25 protein-coding genes and 1 pseudogene are annotated in these 23988 nt (G+C 45.4%); 5 read left to right on the forward strand and 21 right to left on the reverse strand.

The window, feature by feature from the left end; all coding sequences use genetic code 11:
* Nucleotides 1-69: 69 nt before the first annotated feature.
* The 7 genes from BK127_RS24475 to BK127_RS24505 all read right to left on the reverse strand — a co-directional run bounded on the left by BK127_RS24475 (nt 70) and on the right by BK127_RS24505 (nt 9848).
* Nucleotides 70-2070 (reverse strand): alginate lyase family protein, encoded by a 2001-nt coding sequence (locus tag BK127_RS24475; protein ID WP_076234143.1) that lies wholly within the window; start codon nt 2068-2070, stop codon nt 70-72.
* A gap of 62 nt (nt 2071-2132) precedes the next feature.
* Nucleotides 2133-3014 carry a carbohydrate ABC transporter permease gene (locus BK127_RS24480; protein ID WP_083689541.1) on the reverse strand — a complete coding sequence of 294 codons (882 nt, stop codon included), beginning with the start codon at nt 3012-3014 and terminating at the stop codon, nt 2133-2135.
* Nucleotides 3015-3029: 15 nt separating this feature from the next.
* Nucleotides 3030-3932, reverse strand: a complete 903-nt coding sequence (locus BK127_RS24485) for a carbohydrate ABC transporter permease (RefSeq protein ID WP_076234144.1) — start codon at nt 3930-3932, stop codon at nt 3030-3032.
* An 18-nt stretch (nt 3933-3950) separates the two neighbouring features.
* Complete coding sequence (locus tag BK127_RS24490) at nt 3951-5348, reverse strand: ABC transporter substrate-binding protein (RefSeq protein ID WP_076234145.1); 1398 nt, start codon at nt 5346-5348, stop codon at nt 3951-3953.
* Between the two features lie 103 nt (nt 5349-5451).
* Complete coding sequence (locus tag BK127_RS24495) at nt 5452-7065, reverse strand: response regulator (protein WP_076234146.1); 1614 nt, start codon at nt 7063-7065, stop codon at nt 5452-5454.
* Nucleotides 7062-8852 (reverse strand): sensor histidine kinase, encoded by a 1791-nt coding sequence (locus BK127_RS24500; protein ID WP_179097587.1) that lies wholly within the window; start codon nt 8850-8852, stop codon nt 7062-7064. Before BK127_RS24500 ends, BK127_RS24495 begins: the two co-directional genes overlap by 4 nt.
* A gap of 213 nt (nt 8853-9065) precedes the next feature.
* A complete protein-coding gene (locus BK127_RS24505; protein ID WP_076234147.1) occupies nt 9066-9848 on the reverse strand; it encodes a class I SAM-dependent methyltransferase in 783 nt (260 codons plus the stop codon).
* A 270-nt stretch (nt 9849-10118) separates the two neighbouring features.
* Between BK127_RS24505 and BK127_RS24510 the strand changes: the two genes are divergently transcribed.
* Entirely contained in the window at nt 10119-11000 is an 882-nt protein-coding gene (locus BK127_RS24510; protein WP_083689544.1) for an AraC family transcriptional regulator, read from the forward strand.
* Nucleotides 11001-11061: 61 nt separating this feature from the next.
* The gene (locus tag BK127_RS24515; RefSeq protein ID WP_076234148.1) at nt 11062-11484 is read left to right on the forward strand and encodes a VOC family protein; all 423 of its coding nucleotides are present in this window, start codon (nt 11062-11064) and stop codon (nt 11482-11484) included.
* Between the two features lie 80 nt (nt 11485-11564).
* Here BK127_RS24515 and BK127_RS24520 read toward each other — a convergent pair whose 3' ends face one another.
* The 5 genes from BK127_RS24520 to BK127_RS24540 all read right to left on the reverse strand — a co-directional run bounded on the left by BK127_RS24520 (nt 11565) and on the right by BK127_RS24540 (nt 15510).
* Entirely contained in the window at nt 11565-12353 is a 789-nt protein-coding gene (locus BK127_RS24520; protein WP_076234149.1) for a DUF3891 family protein, read from the reverse strand.
* A 22-nt stretch (nt 12354-12375) separates the two neighbouring features.
* Complete coding sequence (locus tag BK127_RS24525; RefSeq protein ID WP_076234150.1) at nt 12376-12732, reverse strand: hypothetical protein; 357 nt, start codon at nt 12730-12732, stop codon at nt 12376-12378.
* 48 nt (nt 12733-12780) lie between these two features.
* Complete coding sequence (locus tag BK127_RS24530) at nt 12781-13308, reverse strand: helix-turn-helix domain-containing protein (RefSeq protein WP_076234151.1); 528 nt, start codon at nt 13306-13308, stop codon at nt 12781-12783.
* A 208-nt stretch (nt 13309-13516) separates the two neighbouring features.
* Entirely contained in the window at nt 13517-14509 is a 993-nt protein-coding gene (locus tag BK127_RS24535) for an alcohol dehydrogenase catalytic domain-containing protein (protein WP_076234152.1), read from the reverse strand.
* Nucleotides 14506-15510, reverse strand: a complete 1005-nt coding sequence (locus BK127_RS24540; protein WP_076234153.1) for a zinc-dependent alcohol dehydrogenase — start codon at nt 15508-15510, stop codon at nt 14506-14508. The genes BK127_RS24535 and BK127_RS24540 overlap by 4 nt, the downstream gene beginning before the upstream one ends.
* Before the next feature lie 266 nt (nt 15511-15776).
* On the opposite strand from BK127_RS24540, the gene BK127_RS24545 reads away from it, so the two are divergent.
* Nucleotides 15777-16613 carry an AraC family transcriptional regulator gene (locus tag BK127_RS24545; RefSeq protein WP_076234154.1) on the forward strand — a complete coding sequence of 279 codons (837 nt, stop codon included), beginning with the start codon at nt 15777-15779 and terminating at the stop codon, nt 16611-16613.
* Nucleotides 16614-16665: 52 nt separating this feature from the next.
* Here BK127_RS24545 and BK127_RS24550 read toward each other — a convergent pair whose 3' ends face one another.
* The 5 genes from BK127_RS24550 to BK127_RS24565 form a co-directional block, all read right to left on the reverse strand.
* Nucleotides 16666-16893: a hypothetical protein gene (locus BK127_RS24550; protein WP_076234155.1), complete on the reverse strand. Its 228-nt coding sequence runs from the start codon at nt 16891-16893 to the stop codon at nt 16666-16668.
* Nucleotides 16890-18017, reverse strand: a complete 1128-nt coding sequence (locus BK127_RS24555; protein ID WP_076234156.1) for a GerAB/ArcD/ProY family transporter — start codon at nt 18015-18017, stop codon at nt 16890-16892. Before BK127_RS24555 ends, BK127_RS24550 begins: the two co-directional genes overlap by 4 nt.
* 69 nt (nt 18018-18086) lie before the next feature.
* Nucleotides 18087-19268 carry a Ger(x)C family spore germination protein gene (locus BK127_RS24560; RefSeq protein ID WP_076234157.1) on the reverse strand — a complete coding sequence of 394 codons (1182 nt, stop codon included), beginning with the start codon at nt 19266-19268 and terminating at the stop codon, nt 18087-18089.
* Nucleotides 19268-19690 (reverse strand): spore germination protein, encoded by a 423-nt coding sequence (locus BK127_RS44885; RefSeq protein WP_256711428.1) that lies wholly within the window; start codon nt 19688-19690, stop codon nt 19268-19270. Before BK127_RS44885 ends, BK127_RS24560 begins: the two co-directional genes overlap by 1 nt.
* On the reverse strand, nt 19584-20585 hold the full coding sequence (locus BK127_RS24565; protein WP_256711429.1) for a spore germination protein: 1002 nt from the start codon (nt 20583-20585) through the stop codon (nt 19584-19586). The genes BK127_RS44885 and BK127_RS24565 overlap by 107 nt, the downstream gene beginning before the upstream one ends.
* Before the next feature lie 264 nt (nt 20586-20849).
* Between BK127_RS24565 and BK127_RS24570 the strand changes: the two genes are divergently transcribed.
* Nucleotides 20850-21416 (forward strand): 5' nucleotidase, NT5C type, encoded by a 567-nt coding sequence (locus tag BK127_RS24570; protein ID WP_076234158.1) that lies wholly within the window; start codon nt 20850-20852, stop codon nt 21414-21416.
* 69 nt (nt 21417-21485) lie between these two features.
* Nucleotides 21486-22067 carry a MepB family protein gene (locus tag BK127_RS24575; protein WP_076234159.1) on the forward strand — a complete coding sequence of 194 codons (582 nt, stop codon included), beginning with the start codon at nt 21486-21488 and terminating at the stop codon, nt 22065-22067.
* Nucleotides 22068-22189: 122 nt separating this feature from the next.
* Here BK127_RS24575 and BK127_RS45715 read toward each other — a convergent pair.
* The 4 genes and pseudogenes from BK127_RS45715 to BK127_RS44895 all read right to left on the reverse strand — a co-directional run.
* Nucleotides 22190-22273 (reverse strand): annotated as a pseudogene (locus BK127_RS45715) (Tn3 family transposase); the annotation flags it as partial.
* A gap of 24 nt (nt 22274-22297) precedes the next feature.
* Nucleotides 22298-22690, reverse strand: coding sequence for a site-specific integrase (locus BK127_RS24585; protein WP_305954322.1), 393 nt, complete (start codon nt 22688-22690; stop codon nt 22298-22300).
* A gap of 345 nt (nt 22691-23035) precedes the next feature.
* Entirely contained in the window at nt 23036-23413 is a 378-nt protein-coding gene (locus BK127_RS44890; RefSeq protein ID WP_256711430.1) for an AfsR/SARP family transcriptional regulator, read from the reverse strand.
* A gap of 46 nt (nt 23414-23459) precedes the next feature.
* A complete protein-coding gene (locus tag BK127_RS44895; RefSeq protein ID WP_256711431.1) occupies nt 23460-23801 on the reverse strand; it encodes a LytR/AlgR family response regulator transcription factor in 342 nt (113 codons plus the stop codon).
* Between the last annotated feature and the right edge of the window lie 187 nt (nt 23802-23988).

The following is a 23988-nucleotide window of genomic DNA, read 5'->3' on the forward strand; positions in this document are numbered from 1 at the left end:
TGGTGAAAAATGACACTATTTGTTAGAGGGACCGACGACGGATATAGCTCCGTCGTACGGTACTGTCGTTTAAATATCGATGCTGACACTATGGGTATCGATCCGAATCGGCTGCATGGGCAGTCCCCCGCAGCTCCATTCCACCTCCATCGATCGTTGGTCCAGATCCAGACGCATTCGTTGCATAACCACTGCTGACACTGCTGCCTCCTTCTGCCTAAGCTGCTTTTCCCGCGCACATGACTCCGGTATGCAGATGACGGCGATTGCCCCCATTTCTGTAAAGGACCCGCTGCAGCCGAGCACAGGAATCGGTTCCTTGAAGCCATATCTGGGCGAAATCCAGCCTGATTTCATAGAAAGCTCTGCGTGGGAAATTCCTTCCATTGACCATAACATCTGGAGTGTTACCTGATCTCCATAGCCGATGGTAGCCTGCTGATTCGACTTGTCCAGAATAGGTTTGGCTGATGGAGAAAGCTGAAAATTCTGCTCCAGCCGGTGTGATCCCTCCCCTTCAAGCCAATCCACGATGAGCAGCATCGGCTGTTTTTTGCAGAGCAGCAGCCATCGACGGTGGGTGACGGGCTGGTCCAACCGCATGTATCCGTTATGCGAAGCATCGATAAAATCGTACTCGCTATTCGTCAACCAGCGGTGTACGGTCGGCTCAGCTGCCCGTTCTCCCCATTGCTGGGTCGACACGTAAGTGGATTGATCGCATTGATCAATCGTTACCGTGTTATGCGCCGAAGTGCCCTTAAAGTACCTCCGCCATTGGCCTTCTTCGTAGGTGTATCTGCCAGGATCGGAGAATAGCAGGCACTGCTTGAACATCCATTCAAAATGCAGCACATCAGCATGACCATGCGCACCTCCCATCGGTGCAGCGTCGAAGAACAAATGGTTGTTTCTGTCACGCATCAGGTAGTAGCCGCTGTGTGGAAACACAACCGTTTGAGGATCCGTCCCAACCTGCTGCTGAGCCAGGTAGGTTTCGGTGGCAGCTATCGTCAAGCCATTCGGCTGCTGCGATATCCGCCTCCGTTCAACCTCGCTCTGTCGCAATTGCTTGAATCTCTCTGCGCCTATCTGCCAGAGAGTCTTGTCATCAATACGACCCAATGCGACAATCGACTCGTCCTCCAGAATAGCTCCCAGGAAGCCGATCCAACCGGGGATGTCATAGCTTACATCAGAATCGGATAGTGGACTCGTGCCCCCATCCGGTCGGACAGTCGCACAGCTGAACGCAGCCATCGATCTCAGCTTCTCCGTATAGGTACGGGAAAAGGGTCGTCCCATCTGCTTCGCCAATCCGTATGGCGTACCGAACATATGAATGCTGGCGTTGTGATAAGATGGGGTTAATTCCTCCTGAACCCCATCTTCACGAATCTGCTTGTGCAGGCACAGCTCTAGCCGCTCAGTAGCCAGCTGCAGCCAGTAAGGCGCCTCCGGGTTCTCTTCCATTATCGTGCCGATCATATGCAGACCCTGCATATGCATCGTTGCGTGATTGATCGAGCAATCACCCAAGTATGAGGACAAATATCGGGCATGCTCGACCAGCCCTTCCTTGAGCTCCGCGACGAACACAGCATCCAGAACTGGACTATCGTACAGCAGCAGCCAGCCCCATATCCATGCCTGTACTCGCAATCCAACTTCAAGCAGTCGCCACGGACCCGGTTTTTGGAAGTAGACGGATTGCTCATAAGACAAGTTAATCGGAACGGGATTTTGCATTCGCCAAGACCTGATATGCCTTACGAACGTTTCCGGGTACTTCTTGTCACCGGTTCCTGTATATGCTTTGCCCAATTCGTAAAAGTGACCATGACGGTTCAAAAGCCAGGTGTATTCCAAGTCCTCAGTCGGATTGTGGAGCCAGTCCGGTGTGACCCCATGCTCAACCCAGCGGTCGGCAGCCATTGTTGAGGCCAGCCTGAATCTTCCTTCGCTGCTCTCATTCGCCACTTTCCGCGTAAAGGCCTCCTGCTCCGGGAACTCCTCCCGGTACACGTCAGCCGTTTTCTGCCACTCATCACGTGTCAATAACAAACGCATAACTTGATCCCTCTCCGTTTCGTGCCTGCAATCCTACAATCGCTAAAATCCTCTCAAACATATTATCCCTTAACCGACCCCGCTGTGACCTGCATGAACGACTTGTTCGCAAATATATACACGATCAGAATCGGCAATATCGATAGGCAGGCGCCCGCCATAATCAAATGATTTTGTGCTGCTCCTCCTGAACCGTAACGCAGGTTTGCCAGTCCCACTGTCAACGGCTGAAGCTTGGGACTCGATAGGGTGAATACAAATGGTAAAATATATTCGTTCCAGGCCCCTTTAAAGGTGAACAGTGCCGCTACACCAAGTCCGGGCCGCAGCAGGGGCAGTATAATCCGCCAATAAATAGAGTAAAAATTGCAGCCGTCTATTAACGCCGCTTCGTCGAGCTCCCGCGGAATTCCCTTGAAAAAACCGATTAGAATAAAAAATATCGAGGCGTGAGCACTAATCAGTATAATGATGACGCCCCAAAGCGATTTTTGCAGATGAAACTGCACCATCAGATCGAACTGAGGACGCAGCACAACGGCACCGATTGAAATAAACAGCGTTGACGCTTGAATGGCTATATACACTTTTTTCAAAAGAAACTCTCTGCGATCTACCGCATAAGCCGCTGTCGAAGCGATGATCAAGGTACCGATGGTTACCGTTAATCCAAGAAATAAACTGTTCACGGAGAAGGTCGAAAAATTCCCTTTCTGCCAAGCTTCAACATAGTTCGCAAAATGCCATGTAGTCGGAAGCAGGGTGCCTCCTCCGGTAATTTCAGCATTCGTCTTAAATGAATCGAGTAACGTAATAGCCACAGGAAACAGCAGCAGTGCTGCCGTAATCAATAAGAACAACCACTGGCACACGTCTGCCAGCTTCCTGCGAATCCCCAAGGATTGCTGCGTCACGGCAGGATTCAAGCTTTTATCTATTTGCATTCCGTTTCGCCCTCTTTAATAAATTTTACTCATCCGTCTCGAAGCATAAAAGTAGACACCCGTGATGAGCCCAACAATCAACGCAGCAGCAAACCCAGTTGCACTGCCGTATCCAAAATCCTGCATAATCTGACCACCGCCCGACGTCGAAATCGGGAAAAAGAATTGATACACATACAAATACATAACGTTGGTTTTCCCGAAAGGACCGCCTTCGGTGATAAGCAGGATGCTTTCATAGCCCTTGAGCGAAACGGTAATCGCCAGCATAATGATCATCTGCATAACCGGACCGAGCAGCGGCAGCGTAATTCTTGTGAATTGCTGGTATCGGTTCGCCCCGTCAATCATCGCACTCTCATATATATCCCGCGGTATATTTTGCAATCCGGCCAGAAACAGCAGCATGTAGTTGCCGATCGCTCCCCAGGCCGCAACCATAATCATCGTCAACATCGCATATCGTGGTCCAAGCCATTCCACGCTTTCCGACACCACGCCATACTTTATGAGCAGCTGGTTTAAAATTCCGTTGTATGAGTTGAAAACGACATAAAACACAACCGACATCACAGCCGTACTAATAATGGTGGGCAGGAAGAAAATCGCCCTGAATATGTGGCGGCCCCTAAGGGCCCCATTCAACATAACCGCCAGAACAAGCGAAAGCGGGATCGTCAGCAGCAGCTTACCAGCGGCATATACGAATGTATTTCCTACCGAGGACCAGAACATTTCGTCATGGATGAGCCTCTCAAAGTTAGCCAGCCCGACGAATTGCTCCTGACCAAACCCATGGTATTCGTAAAACATATAACGAATGGCCCACAGGATCGGATAAACGCCCAGCACGAGCGTCAGCAGCAGGCTCGGAAGCGTCATGGTGTAAGGCTCGAGTCGAAGCTTGATTTTGTCCATCTGTGTCACCTCAGCTTTTTATTTCGTAAGCTGCCCCTGGTAGCTTTTGAAATCGAACTTCGGATCACCGGCAATTTTGGTAAGTCCCGACTGTTTGGCTTTATCGAGTGCTGTGTTGTAGCGTGTGTTCAGATCTTTGATGATGGCGTCCGCATCTCCGCCTTCAAGCAAATATTTGGTGAATATGCTGTCTACACTCATGCCTTCCGGAGCTACAGCGGGCGCAGCAGGCAGTAAAGCATCATATTTCGTAGGCAGGAACAGCTCAAAATTGGTTACGTTGGTTTTCGGCGATTGCTTTAATACGGATGGAACTGCGGACACACCTACTGCATCCTCCTGATACGATTTAAGAATTTCATCGCTGTACATGTATTCAAGGAATTTCCAGGCTTTGTCCTTATGCGCCGATTTGCTGCCCAAACCAAGGAAGGTATAGGCATTACCGAAAGCAACAGCTCCATTGATCGTTCCGTCGATAGTGGGCACCTGAGCGGCCGCCCATTTAATTTTGGCGGGGAATTGCGATTTGAATACGATCGGCTCACCTGCGTGGTTGATATACATCCCGATTTTCCCTTCAGCGAATTGAGCCCGCAGTGGATCGATATCCAGCATTTCTGATCCAGGAATAATACTTCCATCCTGTTTCATTTGTCTGAGTGCTTCCATAATCGGTTTCAGTCCAGTAAAGTCAAATTTCCCTGTTTTGTAATCAAACTGATTCGTTCCGCTTAAATTACCGATCGGAAGCGCAACCCGTGAGAAGCCGTTGCCCTTGAAATTTTCGGCAAAACCGTAAGCACCGCTGGCCTTGCCTACCTCCGTAATTTTCTTGGCAGCTTCAACCATTTCTTTAAGCGTTGTCGGCGGCGATTTAATGCCCGCTTTCTCAAACAGCTCAACATTGTAAATCAATCTTTGCGTTAAGCCATAGTTGGGCAAGGAATAAATTTTGCCGTCAATCATATTTCCATCTTCAAAGGTTAAGCCGTTGAACCGTTTCTTCAAATCTTCCGTTAAATAGGTGTTAAGCGGCTCCAGATATCCTTTTTTGGTGTAGCTGGTAAAGTTGTTGACCCGGATAATATCTGGGGCCTGGTTGCTGGCATAGGCAATTTCGAGCGACTGCTCATAATTTTCGGCCATAATATTCACTTCAACCTCGATATTATCTTTGTTCGTTTCGTTGAACTTCTTAACCTCCGCTTTAATATGGTCCGAAGCGCCACGGTCCGGTGTCCAGAATAACAGCTTCGTTTTTTCGCCGCTTTTTTCAGTGCTTTTATCACTGCTTTTCTCATTGCTTTTCGTGACGCTGTCTGATGCAGGCTTCGTTGCCGTTGTCTCCCCGCATGCGCTTAAAGATGCCGCCATTACAATGCTGATTCCTATTATTGGCCATTTTTTCAACATACTTGTTGCCCCCTGAGGATTGTTTTGGATTTCTATCCTTACTGTAACCGATTGCATTCCAAATGGGAGCGAGAGAAAACGACTGAACAAGGGGAGAGAATCACTATTTGATATAGGCGGACCGAAATTCGGTTGGCGTAACTCCTGTATGCTTTTTAAACAATTCGCTGAAATACCGTCGATCCTCGTACCCTACAGCAGCAGATACCTCTTGAACCTGGGCACCGGCGACAATCATCGCTTTAGCCTTCTCCATCCGCTCCATAATAAGAAATTGGGTGAACGTCATACCCGTTGTTTTCTTGAATAATCCGGCAAAATAACTTGCGCTGATGTGAACCGTTTTGGCACACTCCTGAACCGTGATATTGTCATGAAGGTGTGCTTTGATGTAATCAATCGCTTGATCGATGAACGATTGTGTGCTCGTTGCCTGGAGCTGAGTAACCAGCTTGCATCCCTCACGACACAGCTCCTTCAGCAAAAGGCGCATATCCTGCAAGGAAACCTTGCCATCGATCAATGAATCCTTAACCTTTCGGTCCAAAACAGACAGCTTGTCGTAGGGCACCTTCTCCATGAAAGCACGCAAAATCATCAGCGCCAGCTCGTAATGTACACTTTTCATATACTGGGGTTCCAGCATCGTCTCGGAATCAGCAAATTCCTGCAAAATCAATTCCAGTGCTTCTACAGCCTTATCTCCGTTACCCGAATACATCGACAGGAACAGCTCCTTCTCCTTATCCAGTGAGTATTTGAGCGTCTGCCCATGAGTGGATTCAAAATCTCGAAAGCGCAGCAGCGTGTTTCCCTGCGAATAAAAGCGAAAGGAAAGCGCCGAAAGCGCCTGCTCATAAGCTGACGGCAGCTGCTCTATTCGTTCTGCCATCAGCCCCAAACCAACCGACACCGAATATTTGGAATACTGCGTAATGTTGTCCCTGCACAAATCGGCAAGTACACTTGCTTCTTCCTCTCCATTGGCATTAATAACAGCGACGAACCGATCTATCCCGTCACGAAACACAAGTCCCTTAGTGAGAGGGGCTATCGACTCCTCTAAAATGTTTTGTATCGTAAAGCGGATTAATTCAACCTCATGAATCGGCAGCGAGCTGCATCGCTCGGTGAAATCGTCAATCTCGATGACCATCACGGCAAAATGCGCAGCCTCCATCTCGACCTGCAGGAAATCCCACCGCTGCTTCGCACGTTCGGAGCTGGTTGGGTAACGCAGCAGCAGCTGAAAATATTCCTGTCGCAGAATAGGCAGGCTATGCCGTATTTTGCTTTCCATCTCCCGATAATGCTCCTGGATACGATGCTGCTCCAGCAGCTCTTTTTGGGCTTGTAACACAACTTGAAGCACGGTACTCGTTGAGAAAGGCTTCGTAATGAGATCAAAAGCTCCCAGCTTGAGTGCCTGCTGCGCATATTCAAAATCGGTGTAGCCGGTTATGAAAATAATTTGGCAAGCCTCGGCTTGCTCCAGAACAGCTCTGCTCATTTCCAGCCCGTCCATCATCGGCATGCGAATATCGGTAATCACAATATCCGGACGTAAGCTGCGAATGAGCTCAAGGCCCGCCATGCCATCCGTCGCTGTTCCGCAGACGTCTATACCGTGATCACCCCAAGGAATCGCTGTAGCGATTCCGGTTACTACATCGTCCGTATCGTCAATGATACATAAGGTAAGCCTTGCTTCTGTCATCGTATCCATGCTCCTTTTAATCCCGTCGGGATCGATTCGGTAATTTCAAGCGGGATCGTCAGCGTAATCCTCGTTGCCTGGTTCGGTACGCTCGTCAATTGCAGCTGAGCCTCATTGTGGTAATAAAGCAGCAGCCGGTGGTATACATTGCGCAGTGCGTAGCTCGTGCGGGTCTGTGTAGGATCAGTCACCCCGCGGTACACCAATTCTGCATCCATTCCAGCTCCATTATCAGTCACGATGATCACCAGCTTATCATCCTGCTGAGTAACCCTGATTGCGATTGTGCCCCCACCCTGTCTGTTTTTAAAGCCATGGAGAATCGAATTTTCCACCAAAGGCTGGAGCAGCAGCTTTAGAACGGGAAGGCGCAGTAATCCATTATCCTCGCATTCAACTGAATAATCGAAGGTCCCTGGGTAGCACTTGGTTTGCAGCCGCAAATATTCGGTCACATGATTAAGTTCCTTCTCCAGCGTCGTAATCTCCATGCCATTGTTAAGACCCAGCTTGAACAAGCTTGATAACGACAAAATCATTTCCTTCACATCGTCATTCTTATTCAGCTCTGCCTTCCAAAACATCGTATTCAGTGTATTGTATAAAAAATGCGGATCAATTTGCGCTTGTAGCGCTTTCACTTCTGCTTTGCGGCGTTCATTGCCCACTTCCTCCACCTCATGAATAAGCCCGCCAATTTCATCGAGCATCCGATTGAACTGGTAACCTACATGGGACACTTCATCCTGATATGGACTATGGAAACGGACAGATAAATTATTTTGTCCCACCTGCTTGATCACTGCTTGCAGCATACGTAAAGGCTTCAACAAAAATCCGGTAAGCGCATTCGATAAAACCAACGCAATCACGGCACATCCCGCAATAATCAACAGGACGACCCACTTGATCGCGTTGATGTTAGAAAGTAAATCGTCCTTCGACTGGACTCCAACCACCATCCAATCCGTCATGACCGACAATTTGGCGTAGGTGACCAAATAATCCTTGTCGTTTGCCGTATAATCAAAGTAACCCGATTTGCTTGCATTCAATTGATTCAAAAATAAAGGATCAGTCTGCCACGGAAGCTCCAACTGACTGCCGACAATCGGTTTCCCCTCGTTCGTAATCAATTCATAATGCGTAAAAGAGCGCTTTATATCTTTGGTCAGATAGTCCATAATGACGCTGTCTTTAATATTGATCACAATATACATATTGCTGGCGGTCACATCGATATACGGTAAAGCCCTGATGACCATCGAAATAACCCTTTCATTTTCCATAAATAACGGATCCTCGTGGCTTTCTACAAATAGCACACCTTCCTTCTCCTGCAGACGTTTGTACAGAGACGTATCCGTAAAAGGAGTTGTCGTACGATGCTGATTTGTAGGGTAGAAATCCCCTATCGGTGTTGAAAAAAGTACAGAATCGATAATTGGCTCGTTCATTTTCATTTGGTCAAACACATTTTGCAAGGCATTCAGATCAAAGTAATAGTTCCCCTGCTGTGCCAGGTTGGCATCCTTGACCGTGTTCTTGAACGAATCATTGAACATAAGCGCCAGTACGACCACCAAAATATTTTTGAGCTTCTCGTCTACGGCCTGCGACGATTTACTGATCGTGGTCTGGCTGTTTTCAAAAGCGTTTTTTTGCATGGCCGAAGCTGCGATATAGTAGGTTGCAATCCCTGTAGCCATGATCGACAGCACAATCAGACACACGAACGAAACCCAAATCCGCTTGCGAAACGATTGTTTATACATCAGTTGCTTCACACAAGTGCCCCTTCCAGATGGATATCCCAACAAGTCAATCAGCTGCTTTCCGAGCGTTCGGCCCATTACCTTTCCTTATCTTACCAAAATGGCAAGTACCTTGGTATATTCCCTACATAAAAAAGAGCCTCGCATTGGAGGCCCAGACTGTTGAGATCCTGTGAGATCACAAATCGATGCTGGCTTTAGCTGGAACAACAGATATTTTCATATTTACAATGGACGAATCGCTTGAAAATAAACAGCTTCACCTGTAAAACTCGATAGCCCGCCTGATTCATCGGTTTGAATGGAAAAGAACTCCTGGAAATCCTGCGGAACTTGCAGCATCTTTGCCTCTAACGAAGCTATTTCCTCTTTTGGAAGCCCGGATCGTTCGCACCAGTCTTGAAACTGGAAAGGTTTGGGGAAACAAACGAGCATCTCTATGCGGAAACCTATGGTTTCCAGGAGATTGATCCATTCTGACTTTTTCCACACCCGAACATGGCTGGGGTCTCTTTGCTTTTCTATCTCATTGTAAAATTGATCGTATTGATCTAGTTGGGGAGCTACATTGTCAATTAGCAGCAGCTTGCCACCCGGCTTGACGACTCGGAACGCTTCTTCAGCGAAAGCAGGGATATTTGGAAAATGATGCGCCGCAATCCTGCACGTAACGAGCTCGAAGGAAGCATCAAGAAAAGGAAGCTGCTCGGCATCTCCCTTAACAAATTCGACATTTGAATGACCGTTCCCACGGATAAATTCGGCGGCATTCGTTAACATTTCTTCGGTCAAATCATAGGCTGTCACACGATGAACCAAAGGGGCAAGAGCGTTGGCTACGTGCCCACCACCCGTCGCAATGTCAAGCACATCCATATTCGTATCGGCTTTGGATAATGAGACGAGCAACGACAAATCTTCGCCTTTGGCATGACGATTACTTGTGACATATTTACTGGCGTTTTTAGCAAATTGCTTCTGCACTTGATCTTTAATCGAATCTTCCATCGTAGTTTCCTCCTAGTTTACAGTTCAGAGATTCCGAATTGCATGTGTTTCATTTAATGAAACATGATATCGTATTGTGAAACTAAATTAAATTTACCATACATTCTTGGAGCTGTAAATAGGAGGAGACCGTGCATCCGTCGCCCTCCCTTCCTTCTCCACAATCGGATGCGGGGATGGTTATTAGGTTTGTGGAGAAGCTAAGCCAATCTCTTCTTATCCTGAAATATGATATCATTAGATCATACTGCTCAGATGGGGGGACGTTGGGTGCAAGTTCAATTGCATACTCTTTTTCGGCCAAAACAAGCAAGCGGCAGAGTGGCAACCAACCGATATATGGAAATCTCGCCTTCCCTGCTGCTAGCTCCTTATGTGTCCTGCTATTGGTTGTCCGAACCGCTAAGGCAAGATCAGGATTGGTACCATCCATTCAAATTACAGCATGAAGAAGCAATCGACAGGGTTTTGCCGGATGGCTGCAATGATATTATATTTGAGCACGATCTTAAGCGTAATCAATTTAGAACTCGGTATTCGGGATTCTTTGAGGGGTCCTTTACAATTACCTATGATCAGCAGCATCCCGTTCGAAAGTTCGGCGTACGATTTTTTCCAGGTGGGGCCCATGCATTGTTAGGCGTTCCACTGCATGAATTTGCTAATTCTCTAGTGGATATAGACTTGGTTTGGCCCGGGATGCATAATGAAATCGGATACCGGATGTTCGAAGAACCATCTCTCTATAAAAGGGTTCAGATCATGGAACAATACCTGCTCTCTTGCATGCAGACCCATAAATCGATGAACGACAGCCTTATCCATAATTTGCTTCATCACATATTTGTAACCAAAGGAAAAACGAGTGTACAGGAATTAGCCAACAAAGAAGTGATTAGTGCACGGCAAATGAACCGCATCTTTTATCAATGGATCGGAACCAGCCCAAAGAAATTTTGCGATGTAGTACGGTTTCAAGCAATTATTGATGCCATACAGAGCCCGCGAAAGATAGATGGAGCTTCGCTTGCCTTAAACCACGGGCATTTCGATCAAGCGCATATGATACGAGATTTCAAACGATTTTACGGTGAATCACCACTTGTTGCGGCCAGAGAGTTTGGAAGCATGTCCGATTTTTACAATCCTTAGTGCTTAAAGAACGTTAAAATAATAAAGTGAGCTGTGAATAAACGAAAAAGGAGGCATTATTTTGAAACCACGTATTACGGTGCTTACACTGGGTGTAGATGATCTGGAAAGATCGTTAAAATTTTATCGCGATGGTCTCGGGCTACCGACAAAAGGGATTATCGGCACAGAGTTTGAGCATGGGGCTGTTGCTTTTTTTGACTTGGAATCAGGGCTAAAGCTTGCAATTTGGAATCGCAAGGATCTCGCACATGACGCTAGTATTACTCAGACTGGATCAAGCGCTACTGAATTTACTATCGGACACAATGTAAGCAGTAAAGAAGAAGTGGATACGGTGATGGAGGAGATCAAAAAGGCTGGTGCTACAATAACAGTCCCTGCACATGACACTTTTTGGGGAGGGTACTCCGGCTACTTTCAAGACCCGGATGGTCATTTGTGGGAAGTCGTCTGGAATCCAGAGTGGGAAGTTACCGGATAAGAACTAATCATTTTAAAAGAAGAACTCTCCACATCGGAGGGTTCTTTGTCACTTTAACAAATTCGACACGGAACACGATGTTAAATGCTGCCGCTGTCTTCTTGAGAGGCTGCCATGCTCTTGTAAAATACATTAAATTCTTGCCAAGATGTTTTATGGTACGCTTCTAATACGCCATACAAGACAATGTCCTCTTTATCGACTTCTTTATAAGGAAGCAATATTTCAACGTCCGAATGAAAAGGAAAATAGGTTAATTCGATGGTATCCTTCGTTCTCCATCTGACTTGTGATTTATTATTAGGGTCGATTGTATAATTGAGGCCCTGTGAAAACCATTCGTATTGATCTGTTGGTGTTCCCGGTTGCTGCATACACAAAAATAAGGATAGTTCATCACAAATAAGCAGCGCTCTTAAGTGCTTTTGTAATGGCAACGATAGCTCGTCATCAATATTCAGAAGTTTCTTAAGTGTCTTTTGTCTTAAATATTCCATGTTTAAATATTCCTGAACGTCCTTTTGTTTGATTCTTTCAAATAAAGTCGTATATAAGAGACTGCATAACAAAGCCGAATATTGGCTTACTTCTTGAATTTCATCAATTCCCTTTTTGTAAAATACAAACCTTGGTTTAAGCGGAAAATCACGAAACGAATACGGTTTATGTTCGGCATCATTCCAAAATGGTGCAGAATCTAAATCAATCCAGCCTCTATCGTGTTGATAAGCCGCATAAATAAACTCATCATGTTGTGCTTTATCAATAATAAAATCGTTTTTGAATTCGGATGCAAGCTTCCCGGAAACATGCGCATGATCATGTTGGGTAATCATGACAAAAGCATTTTGTTTTTCATAGACGATCATCGTAGGAAACCATCCTTTCTGTTTATAAATAACTACAATTTTTTGAAATAAGATCTACCAGTTCTTCGGGAGCTTGGCTCTGTATGACCACTTTGTCAAATTCACTATCTTTCAAATCGAGCATGACTACTTGAGTAGAATCGTGAAAGGATAAAAAATATTTTTGTCCCTTATGCAGGAAATTACCCGCTTTGTAACCGTATGGAACAGAAATACCGGCTCTTTTTACAGCTCCCCACGGAAAATCAAAATTTCCGGTTTGTACGTTTTTAATTGAAGCGTAAGGAATCTTTATCTCTTTTCTTAAACTGGCAAGCGCCGTCCAGCCTGTAATTTTCAATACGACCTCGTGGTTCTCTAAAATAACTTGAACACTCATCTTATATTCTCTCCTCTTTATCATGTTGAGATTTGTGATTGTCTAAGATTACTTTTGTGGAACAAACATGCCGGCAAAAATTCTGGTGGTGCGTTCGGGCGTCTTTTCATGCTGATAGACTTTCTCCATACAACTATTAATAGTCAGAACCAACTCCTGAAATTCTTCATCTGTCAGATGCAACGGTGTTTGCCAATAAGCAAAGCCTTCTTGCTTATACTGACCCGGCGGCGTTTCCAGCAAATAAGAGGTCACTTGCTGAAGCAGATTCGTATGATATACCGAAAAGTGATGCATATGGTCTTCCTGTGACGTCATTTCAACTTCGTTTTCTGGAATATCTAAGGTTTCTTTCTTAACGGAAAATATACGTTCCTCCGTGCCTGAAACTTTTTGGGTATCGACGACCTCAACATGATTCTCCTCAAGTAAAAGTCTCATATGTCGATATAAAGTGGCTTGAGGGATATCGCCCAGTGCTTCAGCAAGCTGTGCAATTGTCAAAGGTTTGCCGAGCAGTAATTTCTGTACAATCCGCATACGAATCGGGTGAAGAAGCAAATTCATTTTATTCATTTTGACTTCCTCCAATAAATCATTATCATTTTATATAATGATAATAATATACTTTTCACAATAACACAAGTTTTATGTGCCCATAGGAACAACACCTCCTTTATCATGCAAAAACATCCAAAATTAACCTAAAACAGGCTGCCTGTTTTACAATTAGCGGCAGCCTGCGTCTTAATTTTGTCCCTAAGGCACCTTATTTTACGAGCTTCTACCATTCTAGGATAACTCCCAGACTCGGCTCGCTCTTGTCAACAATCAACTGCCATGCTTCGTCAGCACGATTCACGGGAAAGCGATGTGTTACGAGGGAACCCGTCTGCAGCCATTGGTCACGAATCCCATCGCGAGTTGCGTCCATACGCTCCTTAGTCCATCCAGCAGGTGCGTGCAGTGTTATTTCTTTGTCGCGGAGCTTCTGGATATCAATCTTTCCTGAAGATCCGTAAAAACCTGCCGAAACAAAATGAGCGTTACGTCTAAAGTGCGGCAAACATCCCTCGACGGCATTCAAATCACCTACTGTATCCACCAGTACAGCGATTCGGTCAGTACCAGTAAAATCGCTTACAGCATCCATGGGTGAGTGGGATCTCGTATTAACGCCAACTGTCTTTTCCGGCAAATACCGCAGACGATCATCGTGACGCCCCAAGACCAACACCCGAGCTCCGCGATTCAGCAGCGTTTGCGCTGTCCAATGGCCTACGAGGCCATCCCCGATAACGATGGCACAGTCGCCATCCCTTACAGGTGCCCGCATACCGCAGTTATACCCGACCTGGGTCAGAACAAGACCGCTATAATCGATGGAGCTCGCCCCTTCAGGCAGCTTCCACACCTGATCCGCAGCAGTCACTGCTGGGCTAATATGGCCACCGTATGGGTTAAACATGCCTGACACTCTACTAATGGTAGCAAATACACGGTCACCGACCTGAAATCCCGACACCTCGGAACCCACTTGCCGGATTACACCTACCTTCTGATATCCGGCAACAATCGGGAAGGGCCAGGCTGCATTCGAATGGTAAGGTGTATCCCCGGCGATGCGTTCCCCGCGCAGATAGGACGATTCGGTCCCATTACTGATCCAGGAAAGCTCCACATCGATGACAATCTCATCATGACGCGGTTCCGGAATTTCCACCTCCTGAACAGATACCTTCAATCGATCCGTAAAAACAACTGCTTTTCCTATCATTGGTCTACCCCTCTCTGGTTGCCATCCCCAAGTCCATCGGAGACAAAGTCAGTACCCGGATAAAAATGCACTTTAATCGCGGTTTGTGATTTCAACAATTCAACCGCTTCCTGATACTGTGTGAATGGAACATGATGCGTTTGAATACACTCCATGTTCAGGCCTTTACTGGCCACAGCATCGATCAACAATTCCCGATCACGCTCATTGAAACGACGGTATTGATAAGATTCTAGCTTCATGCCTTTGAACCACAAATGATCCTCGTACTGCACCGTACCTTTCAAAACGCCGAAAACAACGACATGTTGATCGACGATACGAAGCAGATTTTGCACGGACGGAGCCGCGCCCACGCAGTCGTATCCAAGATCAAAACGCCGACTGCCAAGCTCGTCGGGGTGCACAGCTTCACCGATTCCAAGTTCGTTCACATACCGGATGCGCTGTTCGTTCAGATCGACACCAATGATTTCAGAGGCACCCCAGATTCGCACCATTTGCAACGCAAGAATACCGGCTGGCCCGAGACCAGAGACAACTATCGATTTGCCGCGCAAATCGCCGAGTTGCAAGAGCCCGATCATAACGCATTTCAGCAGTTCGAACGATACAGCCTGTTTGAACGAGATCGAATCCGGCAGCTTGATCAGCTCATGTTCACGGTAACATAAATATTCGGCATAAGCACCATTTCCTGCTATATGCTCAAGCGACGCGACGCGGTCACCCACTTGATAGCCTACCACACCGCTGCCTACCGCTTTTACAATACCTGCCGCTTCATGTCCCGGCCATCCAGGTGGAAGAGGATACTCGAGAGCTTTGGAGGCATCAAACATATGCTTTCCACCCAACATACTCAAGTCCCAACGTGGACACGTAGCTACGATTTCAATTTCCACCAATATTTCATGATCCTTGACTTGAGGCACATCCGCATTAATGATTGTATACTCAACGGGGCCGACAATTTGCAGCATTTTCATTTTCGTTCTCATTGGTAGCATCTCCCTCTCTTATCGCTTGGATATGATACCAGCTTATAGGGAAACGCTGTCATTGTCTTTGCATAATGTATTTGACTTCCTGACTATTAGTATGAATTATTCCGTTATCTGATCGGTCTTCCCAGCTAGGGTTTGCACAAAATCGACTTTTCCACCTGTCAAGGTGATTCAAAGACGCTTTTTATATGGTAAAATTTAAGGAGATTACATCATGAGCCATGGGGAATCAACTGGGCTCATGTTCAAGGAGAGCTGCCATGTATTTGCGCAAAATCGATAAGGTAGATTTATCAGGGGTTCTGAGCAAGGAAAACGGAGGGGGCATTCATCCCTATCATGAAATTCTCTTCATCTCAGATGGCGTGGTCGCGTTTCAATGGATGGGCCAAACCTACCTGACAGCCGCACCGGCTCTCTTCCTGCTGCCACCGAATACTCCACATATATTAGTCAAGCAATCAGAAGTCTGCCGTTTTGGATACATCGAACTGGACATGCAGGGCTCCACAGAATTTCCGAGTCTTGTACATGCAAGTTCATGGAATGGGAAGCAGTCCAATAAAGACCCGCAGCTCTCTGCATTCGTCCCGATTTATCAGACCGCCTCCAGGATGTGGGATAGCTACGATCCTCAGAGCCCTTATCAATCTATTGCCGAAGACCTCATGCTATTGGACATTCGTCGGCTGCTTCTACTTATTACATGTTTTCTAGAGGCTCACGGGCTTCGGGCGATATCCACGCCTTCAGAGGCCTTCCGGGATATCGAAGATGCTAACCAACGTATTCAGAAGATCATGCGCTACATGGAATCCAACTATCAGAATACGATGACAGTCAGTCTATTAGCCTCCCATGCCTACCTAGACGTTTCCTACTTTATTCGTTCATTTCACAAAATCGCCGGCAGAACACCGCTTCAATACCTTCATGACCTGCGCTTGAATGCAGCAGCCTGTTTTTTATCTACGACACAAATGCCCGTACAGGCAATTAGTGATGCCGTTGGCTTTCAAAGCATCCATTACTTCAGTCGGCTATTTAAGCAAAGATACGAAGTAAGTCCCTCCTTGTGGAGAAAACAAAACACTTGAAACCATAAATGAGGAAAGAGGAAACCATTCGCATGGCTTCCTCCTATTTCTTCTATTCAGGAAAAACCCATTTTCCGATCGGTTCAAAGACCGCTTTCAGCGGTGTGGCCGGACTTGGCAAATGAACGTCAGCAATAAGTAGTGACCCGATCACGGCAGCGGTCAGCATCAGACCCATATACGCGATCACGTTATCTCCTTTGGAAAGCATGTTTTGAATTTGCAAATAGGACAGACCTATGACAAACATCAGGAACAATGCCAATTTTATAACCATCATTCCTCGGTCACCTTCGAACTATTTGATTCACTCAAAATCAGCTTACGCTTCCGTTTAGTAACAAGCACAATCAGAAGTATGACAAGCGGGATTATTATTTGAAATGGAACCGAATACCATTGCCATACTTTTGTTGCAAATTGGATCAACTCCGTGTTGCTTTGGTAGACAAGGAAGGAAAATTCCAGCATTAATAGACTCAAAGGAAAAAGGTACGTACGATACTGTTTGCTGGAAAGTGCCCATGAAAGCGATTTGGCACATACATAAAGGCAAATACTTATTTTGATAAATCCCCCCATCATCCAGCTGAGAATCTCAATCGGTTCTATCCGATCAAAGAAATCTGCAATCGAAATGTACTGATAAGCGGTAAAGCTCGGATAAATCAACTTCGATGATAATTCTCCCAGTATTAACGTATTACGAACATTGACAAGAAGAAGCAATGAACCGGCGATTATGAGCGTCCACAGCATCGTTTTCTTCGCCTGTCCGATTATATTAATATGCGGAATAACCATCGCAAACAAAATCGTTTCGCCAAATGGAAATCCGACAAGCTCTGTCATTCCTTGAAATATTGGCTTCCAACCAAGATCCACCACAGGGAGCAGATTATCGAGTTGGAAATCTTTTCCCATAAGAATTAGCGATAATATGCCTTCTAATAACACAAAAACAACAAGGGGCACTGAGCAGCGGGAGATCACTTCGATTCCCGCATAGGTCACCCAAATCACAAGCCCCATCATCACAGCTGAGATGACAAAAGGAGGTGTCTTGTGCAGTGCGACCATCAAGATAAACTCAACAAACGCGCGCAACACAAGAAATCCGAGGTGAAAGCTGTACCATGCATAGCATAGTCCTAGAAGACGGCCGACCCAAGCACCAAACAACTCCCCTCCGATTTCAATGAGAGACTTACCAGGATATAACTGGCAAAGATGCGTATATACCCACACAATTCCAGAAGATAGAATCATACTAAAAAGTATAGAGATCCAAGCATCGTGCCCGGCTACCGCGGCCAGCGGTACCGTTAAAGGGGTGCCAACCATAAACATTAACATTACCGCCGAAAGCCCGGTGCTTGAAATCTGCTCGACTTCACGTTCCATTTCTTCCACCTCCTTCTCAGCCAATCATGACTCGGGTAATAAAACCTGTTTAGTGGAGCCTATGCACCGTCATTTGGTTATTTCCTGCTCTCGAAGTTGCAGCGAAGGTCCCGTCATACCCGCACGTGTGACAACAAAATCTACATCTACACTGATTTCTGCTTCCGCAAAACTTTCTTTCCACTGTGGTTTGAGTTTTTTCCATGCTTTCTTGTTTTTCTTGTGAAGTGTGTCGCCAAAACCGAAAATATCGGATGCATACTTCTTCTGTACATTTTCTATTAGCTTCACTGTTTCCGTGCGAACCAACTGCTCAAGCTCTTTTTCCACCATGTGTAAATTCTTGGGGTCTGAAAAATCCAGATGGGTATTGCTTTCATCTATCGTTCCTTTTCCTTTCAAATGAATCGCAAATTTCACCTTACTTCCTTCCACTGTTGGAGCTATTACCCCTTTTGATTCGATCAGTGTGACACTTACGTTGTTTTTTTTATTTGGCAATTGAACGATAATTATACCTTGCTTTAGCTTTCCGGTTATCCAATGTAAAAGTTGTGTATCGTGATTATCTAGATAGCCCAGCAGCTTCAAATCTTTGAAAATCGCTGTACCCGTCAAATTGAACGTTTTCTTGACTGGCTCACTCCCTTTGGGTTTCTGTGGACTTGGCGTCAGCTCAATTGCACTTAAGACAGGCTCTATGCCTTCCCCGGAAGCAGCGTTGAACAGATCGCGGAAAGTAGCAGTCATACCCCCGCTCTGTTTCTCTATCTCGCGCACTGCTTCGGAAGGCACAAATTCCATTGGGTAATCAGTCATGATCGCGTCTTTACCTTCCCCTCCTTTGACTATTAGTACATACGTACGGAGACGTGACAATGAGTTACGGCTAAAATGATCAATAATATCGTTGATCCCTTTTCTAGCAAGCTTCTCTCCAATAAACAACACACGTCGTTGTGAAATGAATAATTTGCGGGATAGCTTAGGTTGTTCATGCTGAACAATTTCCTGCACATTAGTCCCTATTCCTGATTCAACAAAATAACTTTTAGTTGCTTGCGGCGAATTGTCGATTTGACGGCTAGGTACTGCAATTTGACTTAAGCCATAATAACGTCCGTCCTCCTCCAGATCCAAGGAAGAAGCCATCATCAACGCAATATCGTTGATTTCCGCACGATCCCAGCATCCCGTACATACTACCGTGATGGCAATAAGAATAACACCAATCTTCCCTAAATAGATCATCACAGAGGACCACCCTTCTCCTTGTTTCGATCCGGAGCGGGTTTTTGTCCTGGAGGAACACGCAACGGTTCCTGATAACCCGTTAATCGGGGGCGTAGCTTCAATGCCCAATGCGGAGTACGGATCAATACGTCTTTCAATCCGCTTAGTGATAGTGGAGCCACCGGCTCAAAGTACGGAATTCCAAACGAACGAAGTGAGCTCAGGTGAATCAGAATACCGAGCAATCCAATGCCAACGCCGTAAAGACCGAACGTTCCTCCCAGGAGGATCATCGGAAAACGAAGCAATCGAGTACCGATCGCCACACTAAACTTAGGTATCGCGAAATTTGCAATTCCTGTAATCGAGACAACAATGACAATTGGCGCAGAAACGAGACCCGCCTGTACCGCGGCCTGCCCAATAACAAGCGCACCCACAATGCTGACTATAGTAATCTTCTGCATTTTGCAGCGCACTCCAAAATGTCATCGGTACGATGAGTACGTTAGGTGAGCCGTCAACTAGAATCGCTATCTTGCCTTCGAGCAGATTGGCCATGACAACGTCTGGCCTCTCTGTGTTCTGTACCTGCGGAAACGGAGAAAACGGCATATCTTCAATGAACTCCTCGATATAGCCAGAATCGATCACCCCGTCAATCTTGATAGTCGAAACGCGTTCCCGTACCTCCTTCACAACGGAATCGGTTGCAATCCCACTGATATAGGCGACCAATACCTTCGTTTGAGATAGTTCTCCTAAAGTAAATGATTCAATTTTCAGACGCGATGTCCGCAAGCGTTTGCGAAGCAAGATTGTATTTGTTTTAATCTCTTCGATAAAGCCTTCGCGCGGGCCACGAACAACTGGCTCCGCCTCCGGTTCTTCCACATTCCGAGATGGAAACTTTTCCATGCCGACAATCAGCACATTCTGTGCCCCATCAAGAACAATCGCTAAACCACCATCAAGCACGCCTTTAACAAGCTCGTCCGCCATATTCGTCACATGCATTCGCCCAATCGTCAGCGTCTGCTCTAATTTTTCGGCTATACTTAAGAGCTCTTTTCCTTCAAATATTCTTTCGCTGTCCAGCACTCCCTGTAATAAACCATGCGGATCAATCATTCCGTCCACATAAACCAGAACAGCTTGGTTACTACCAAACAGACTCACTGTTCGAAACACAACATCCGAACAATGGGCAAACGTCCTTTCCAATAGTAACCGCTTTGTATCTATATCCTCACCCATAGTCACTATCGGTCCAGAGAGACTTTGCAATTCCAGTATCCGTTTATTGCGACGGGATGATCCCATCAATAGTTTCATTAAACGATACATAGATGAATCCCATCCCTATTTCTGCTAAAATGAATTTGCTTATTATTAGAATTTCAAGTAATAATTATGCAAATCGTTATAATTTACCTCACGTATCTTTGTTCAAATTTAAAATTGCTATCCATCATTGTTCACCCCAACTTGGATTCGAATTTTATTTATTTGGTATTCGTGCATGCACATGATTACCTTTCAATGGTATAATCGGTTTAATCAAAAATTCAAGATGTTTAGTTGGAGGTTTGTTAAAACTTGCATATCGGAATCGATTTGGACAACACCATTCTAGATGCAACTTCAGCTTTTTTACATTACTATAATATCGCGTCTGGGTTATCGTTAACGCATGTAGATGTGAATGATTTTTATTTATACCGTTTATATGGGTGGGATAAAGAAGAACGCGATGCCGTTTATAATAAATACGGTCATGATATTCATTGGAATTCATCGCCTCTACCCATGGCTATAGAAATATTACAGAAACTATATACTCAGCATCAAATATCCATTATTACCGCACGACCCTTGCTTTTTCGCGAAGTTACCATTAACTGGCTTCAGCATCATAAGATTAATTATCACAATATTACACTGATCGAAAATAAACTCCAAGCATGTATTCAAGCTAAGGTTGATGTATTGATTGATGACGGTCCTCACTATGCTGAGGAGTTTGCCCTTGTTAATAAGCCCGTTATTTTATATGAACAGCCCTATAATGTATCCGTTGCTAATCCCTTAGTATTTCGTGCTACGAATTGGAATGAGGTAGACAAGCATGTTGATTACTTGGCCTCTAATCTAAACTTGAGTTAAACTTCTATTACGAAACGGTTTCGCATCAAATGGATGACTACATAGACTCATATGGGGGATTTTGAACAGATGGAAGAACATCATCAAGACATTTCAAAAGCAGGCACGAGGGATCCCATTAATTGGAATTCGACCGACACGATTCATAGTGACCTGCTTGCCACCAGGGATCTTGTATATAACCCTTGCAGGTTTGATTGCTCTCAACCACTCGAAGAAAAACAAAATTCTGACTATGGCGCGTATGTATTTAACTTGAATGCTCTTTCCATTAGATTTCGTGTCGCAAAAATCACACCTACAAAGATCGGACAATTTGTGACCCTATGGGAGAGAATCGGGAATGGACCGACCCAACCCTATGACATATCAGAACCAGTCGATTTCTTTGTTATTAGTACACGCCATGATAACAACTTGGGGCAGTTTATATTTCCGACATCTGTTCTATGTGATCAGGATATCGTATCCAGTCAAGGTAAAGGTGGTAAAAGAGGAATACGGGTTTACCCATCATGGGACCATCCTACAAGCCGTCAGGCTCTAAAAACTCAAGCTTGGCAGCTGGAATATTTCCTGGAAATACCTGTGAATAGACCCTTAGACCATGTTCGTGCACAAATGCTTTACGGGGTCCAGCCAACATATTAACCAACATATACGGTTTGACATTATTTTCAGATAAAAGCTGGATTTTCTTACTCTAAGGAATCCAGCTTTTAGTTCCTTGATTATATGATCTCAATATATCTTTTTGTCATTAGCTTTTCTGATAAGTGCGTTAATCCAAAGACCTGATCGGTGTAACCGGCTGTATCCGTGTAATGTTCTTCAATCTGTAAATCGGTTTCAACATAGGCATATATTTTTCCAGTACAGCTCTAACGGTAACATTCAAAGGAACCTCTCGCTGCTTCCTCCTTGTCTGTCATCTGTCTTAGACTTGTCTTTTCTTCAGGAACCAATTTGACTGGTTTTGAGGGATTGCGGCGAATGAGTCCTTCCGAGTTTGCCCATTCAAAAAAACGTTTCAGTGTGATGAGACGGCGATTGATTGTAGATGGCTTCAACCGCATTGTTTTTTGCATATCTTCTCGGTACCGCGTCAATGTCGGGGTAGCCACATCCTCGATCGAAATACAGGTTTTCTCTTCCTGGTACTCCGCGGTTTCAAACCAACTAATAAACTGTTTTAAATCACCGGCATATTCGCGTAACGTTTTTGGATTTAATCTTTTTGTGTCGTGAGGACATGAATGAATGCCTGAATATATTGTTCACCTTGATCTGAAATTGCCATTGTATGGCTCATCGTTCTAGGTCATCCAAACTGTTGACTTATCTTAGCGGTCATCAATTATTCGTAAAACGTGTGCGTCAAATAGCCCCCACCTCTGCTAGGTGGGGCTATTTGACGCACACAGAGCTACCTATAATGTACCAATTAAATGTCACAAACTAAGCTAATAAAGATTTGAAGCGTCTGGATAAGCCGATCATTAAGATTGTGCGTGGTTATTAGAAATAATAGTAAGGGTGATTCCGCTAGAAGACAATGAAATAATAGGATTTGTTAGTGGTATGCCAAGTGTAGGTAAAAACACACTTAGATCGTGCGACTATGAGGCGCACAAAAAAGCAGAGAGAATGTCATCTCCCTGCCGTGCAACGTCTCTTCCATGTGCCGCTTGCGCCGTATCCTGCAACTTTTCCGCAAGAGGAAAATCGTACCGCTCATATTCCAGCACATCATACATTTGTTCCAATGATTCCAGCATGTATCCTTCGTTCGTTTTCTGAATGCTCATATCGATCTCTTGCTCTTTCAGCTTTCTCTTTAGACGATACATCGTATTGTGTAAATTATGCAATGCGCGGTCCTTGCTCATATCCGGCCATAACAAATCCGCCAACCGCCACTTGTTGAGACCCTGATCCGGGTGACAGAGGAAGAAAGCTAATAACTCCTCCGTCATTCGTGTTGGAAAGTGGACCATCGAACCTCTCGAATTACGGACCTCGAATCCCCCCCAAAACACCGAATCAAGGCAGGCTGCCCTTTTGCACGGCATCGGCGACAGGGCAATGCCGCTTTAACAGCCGGCTCGCAACCTGCTCGATTACCGTGGGTGTCACGGGCTTCAAGATGTAATCGAAGGCATAAACTTTGATTGCGTCTAGCGCATAATGCTTATGTTCCGTCATGAAGACGATTTTCGTATGCTTTGACGCCTCGTTAATCTTTTCCGCGAGCTGCAGCCCGTTCATCCTTGGCATTTCCACATCAAGGAAAGCGATATCCGGTTGAAGCTCAGGCAGGCGAGCTAACGCCTCAAGCGAGCTTGTAAACGCGCCTGTGATCGGTAAAGTGCGGAACTTGTCCAATAACGCGTTTCATTAAATTTAATGTCGGTATTTCGTCCTCTACAATGACCCTTTTAAACAATCTCGCCTCTCCTCCGTTTACCTGATCCGGCATGTTCGTTTTTCCTCACAGGCAAAACCATTGTTATATTATTTTCAAATCAATTTCACCTAAAAATTAACTTGCTCTCATCCAAGTTGTGACTAC

This window comes from Paenibacillus sp. FSL H7-0331 (assembly GCF_001956045.1).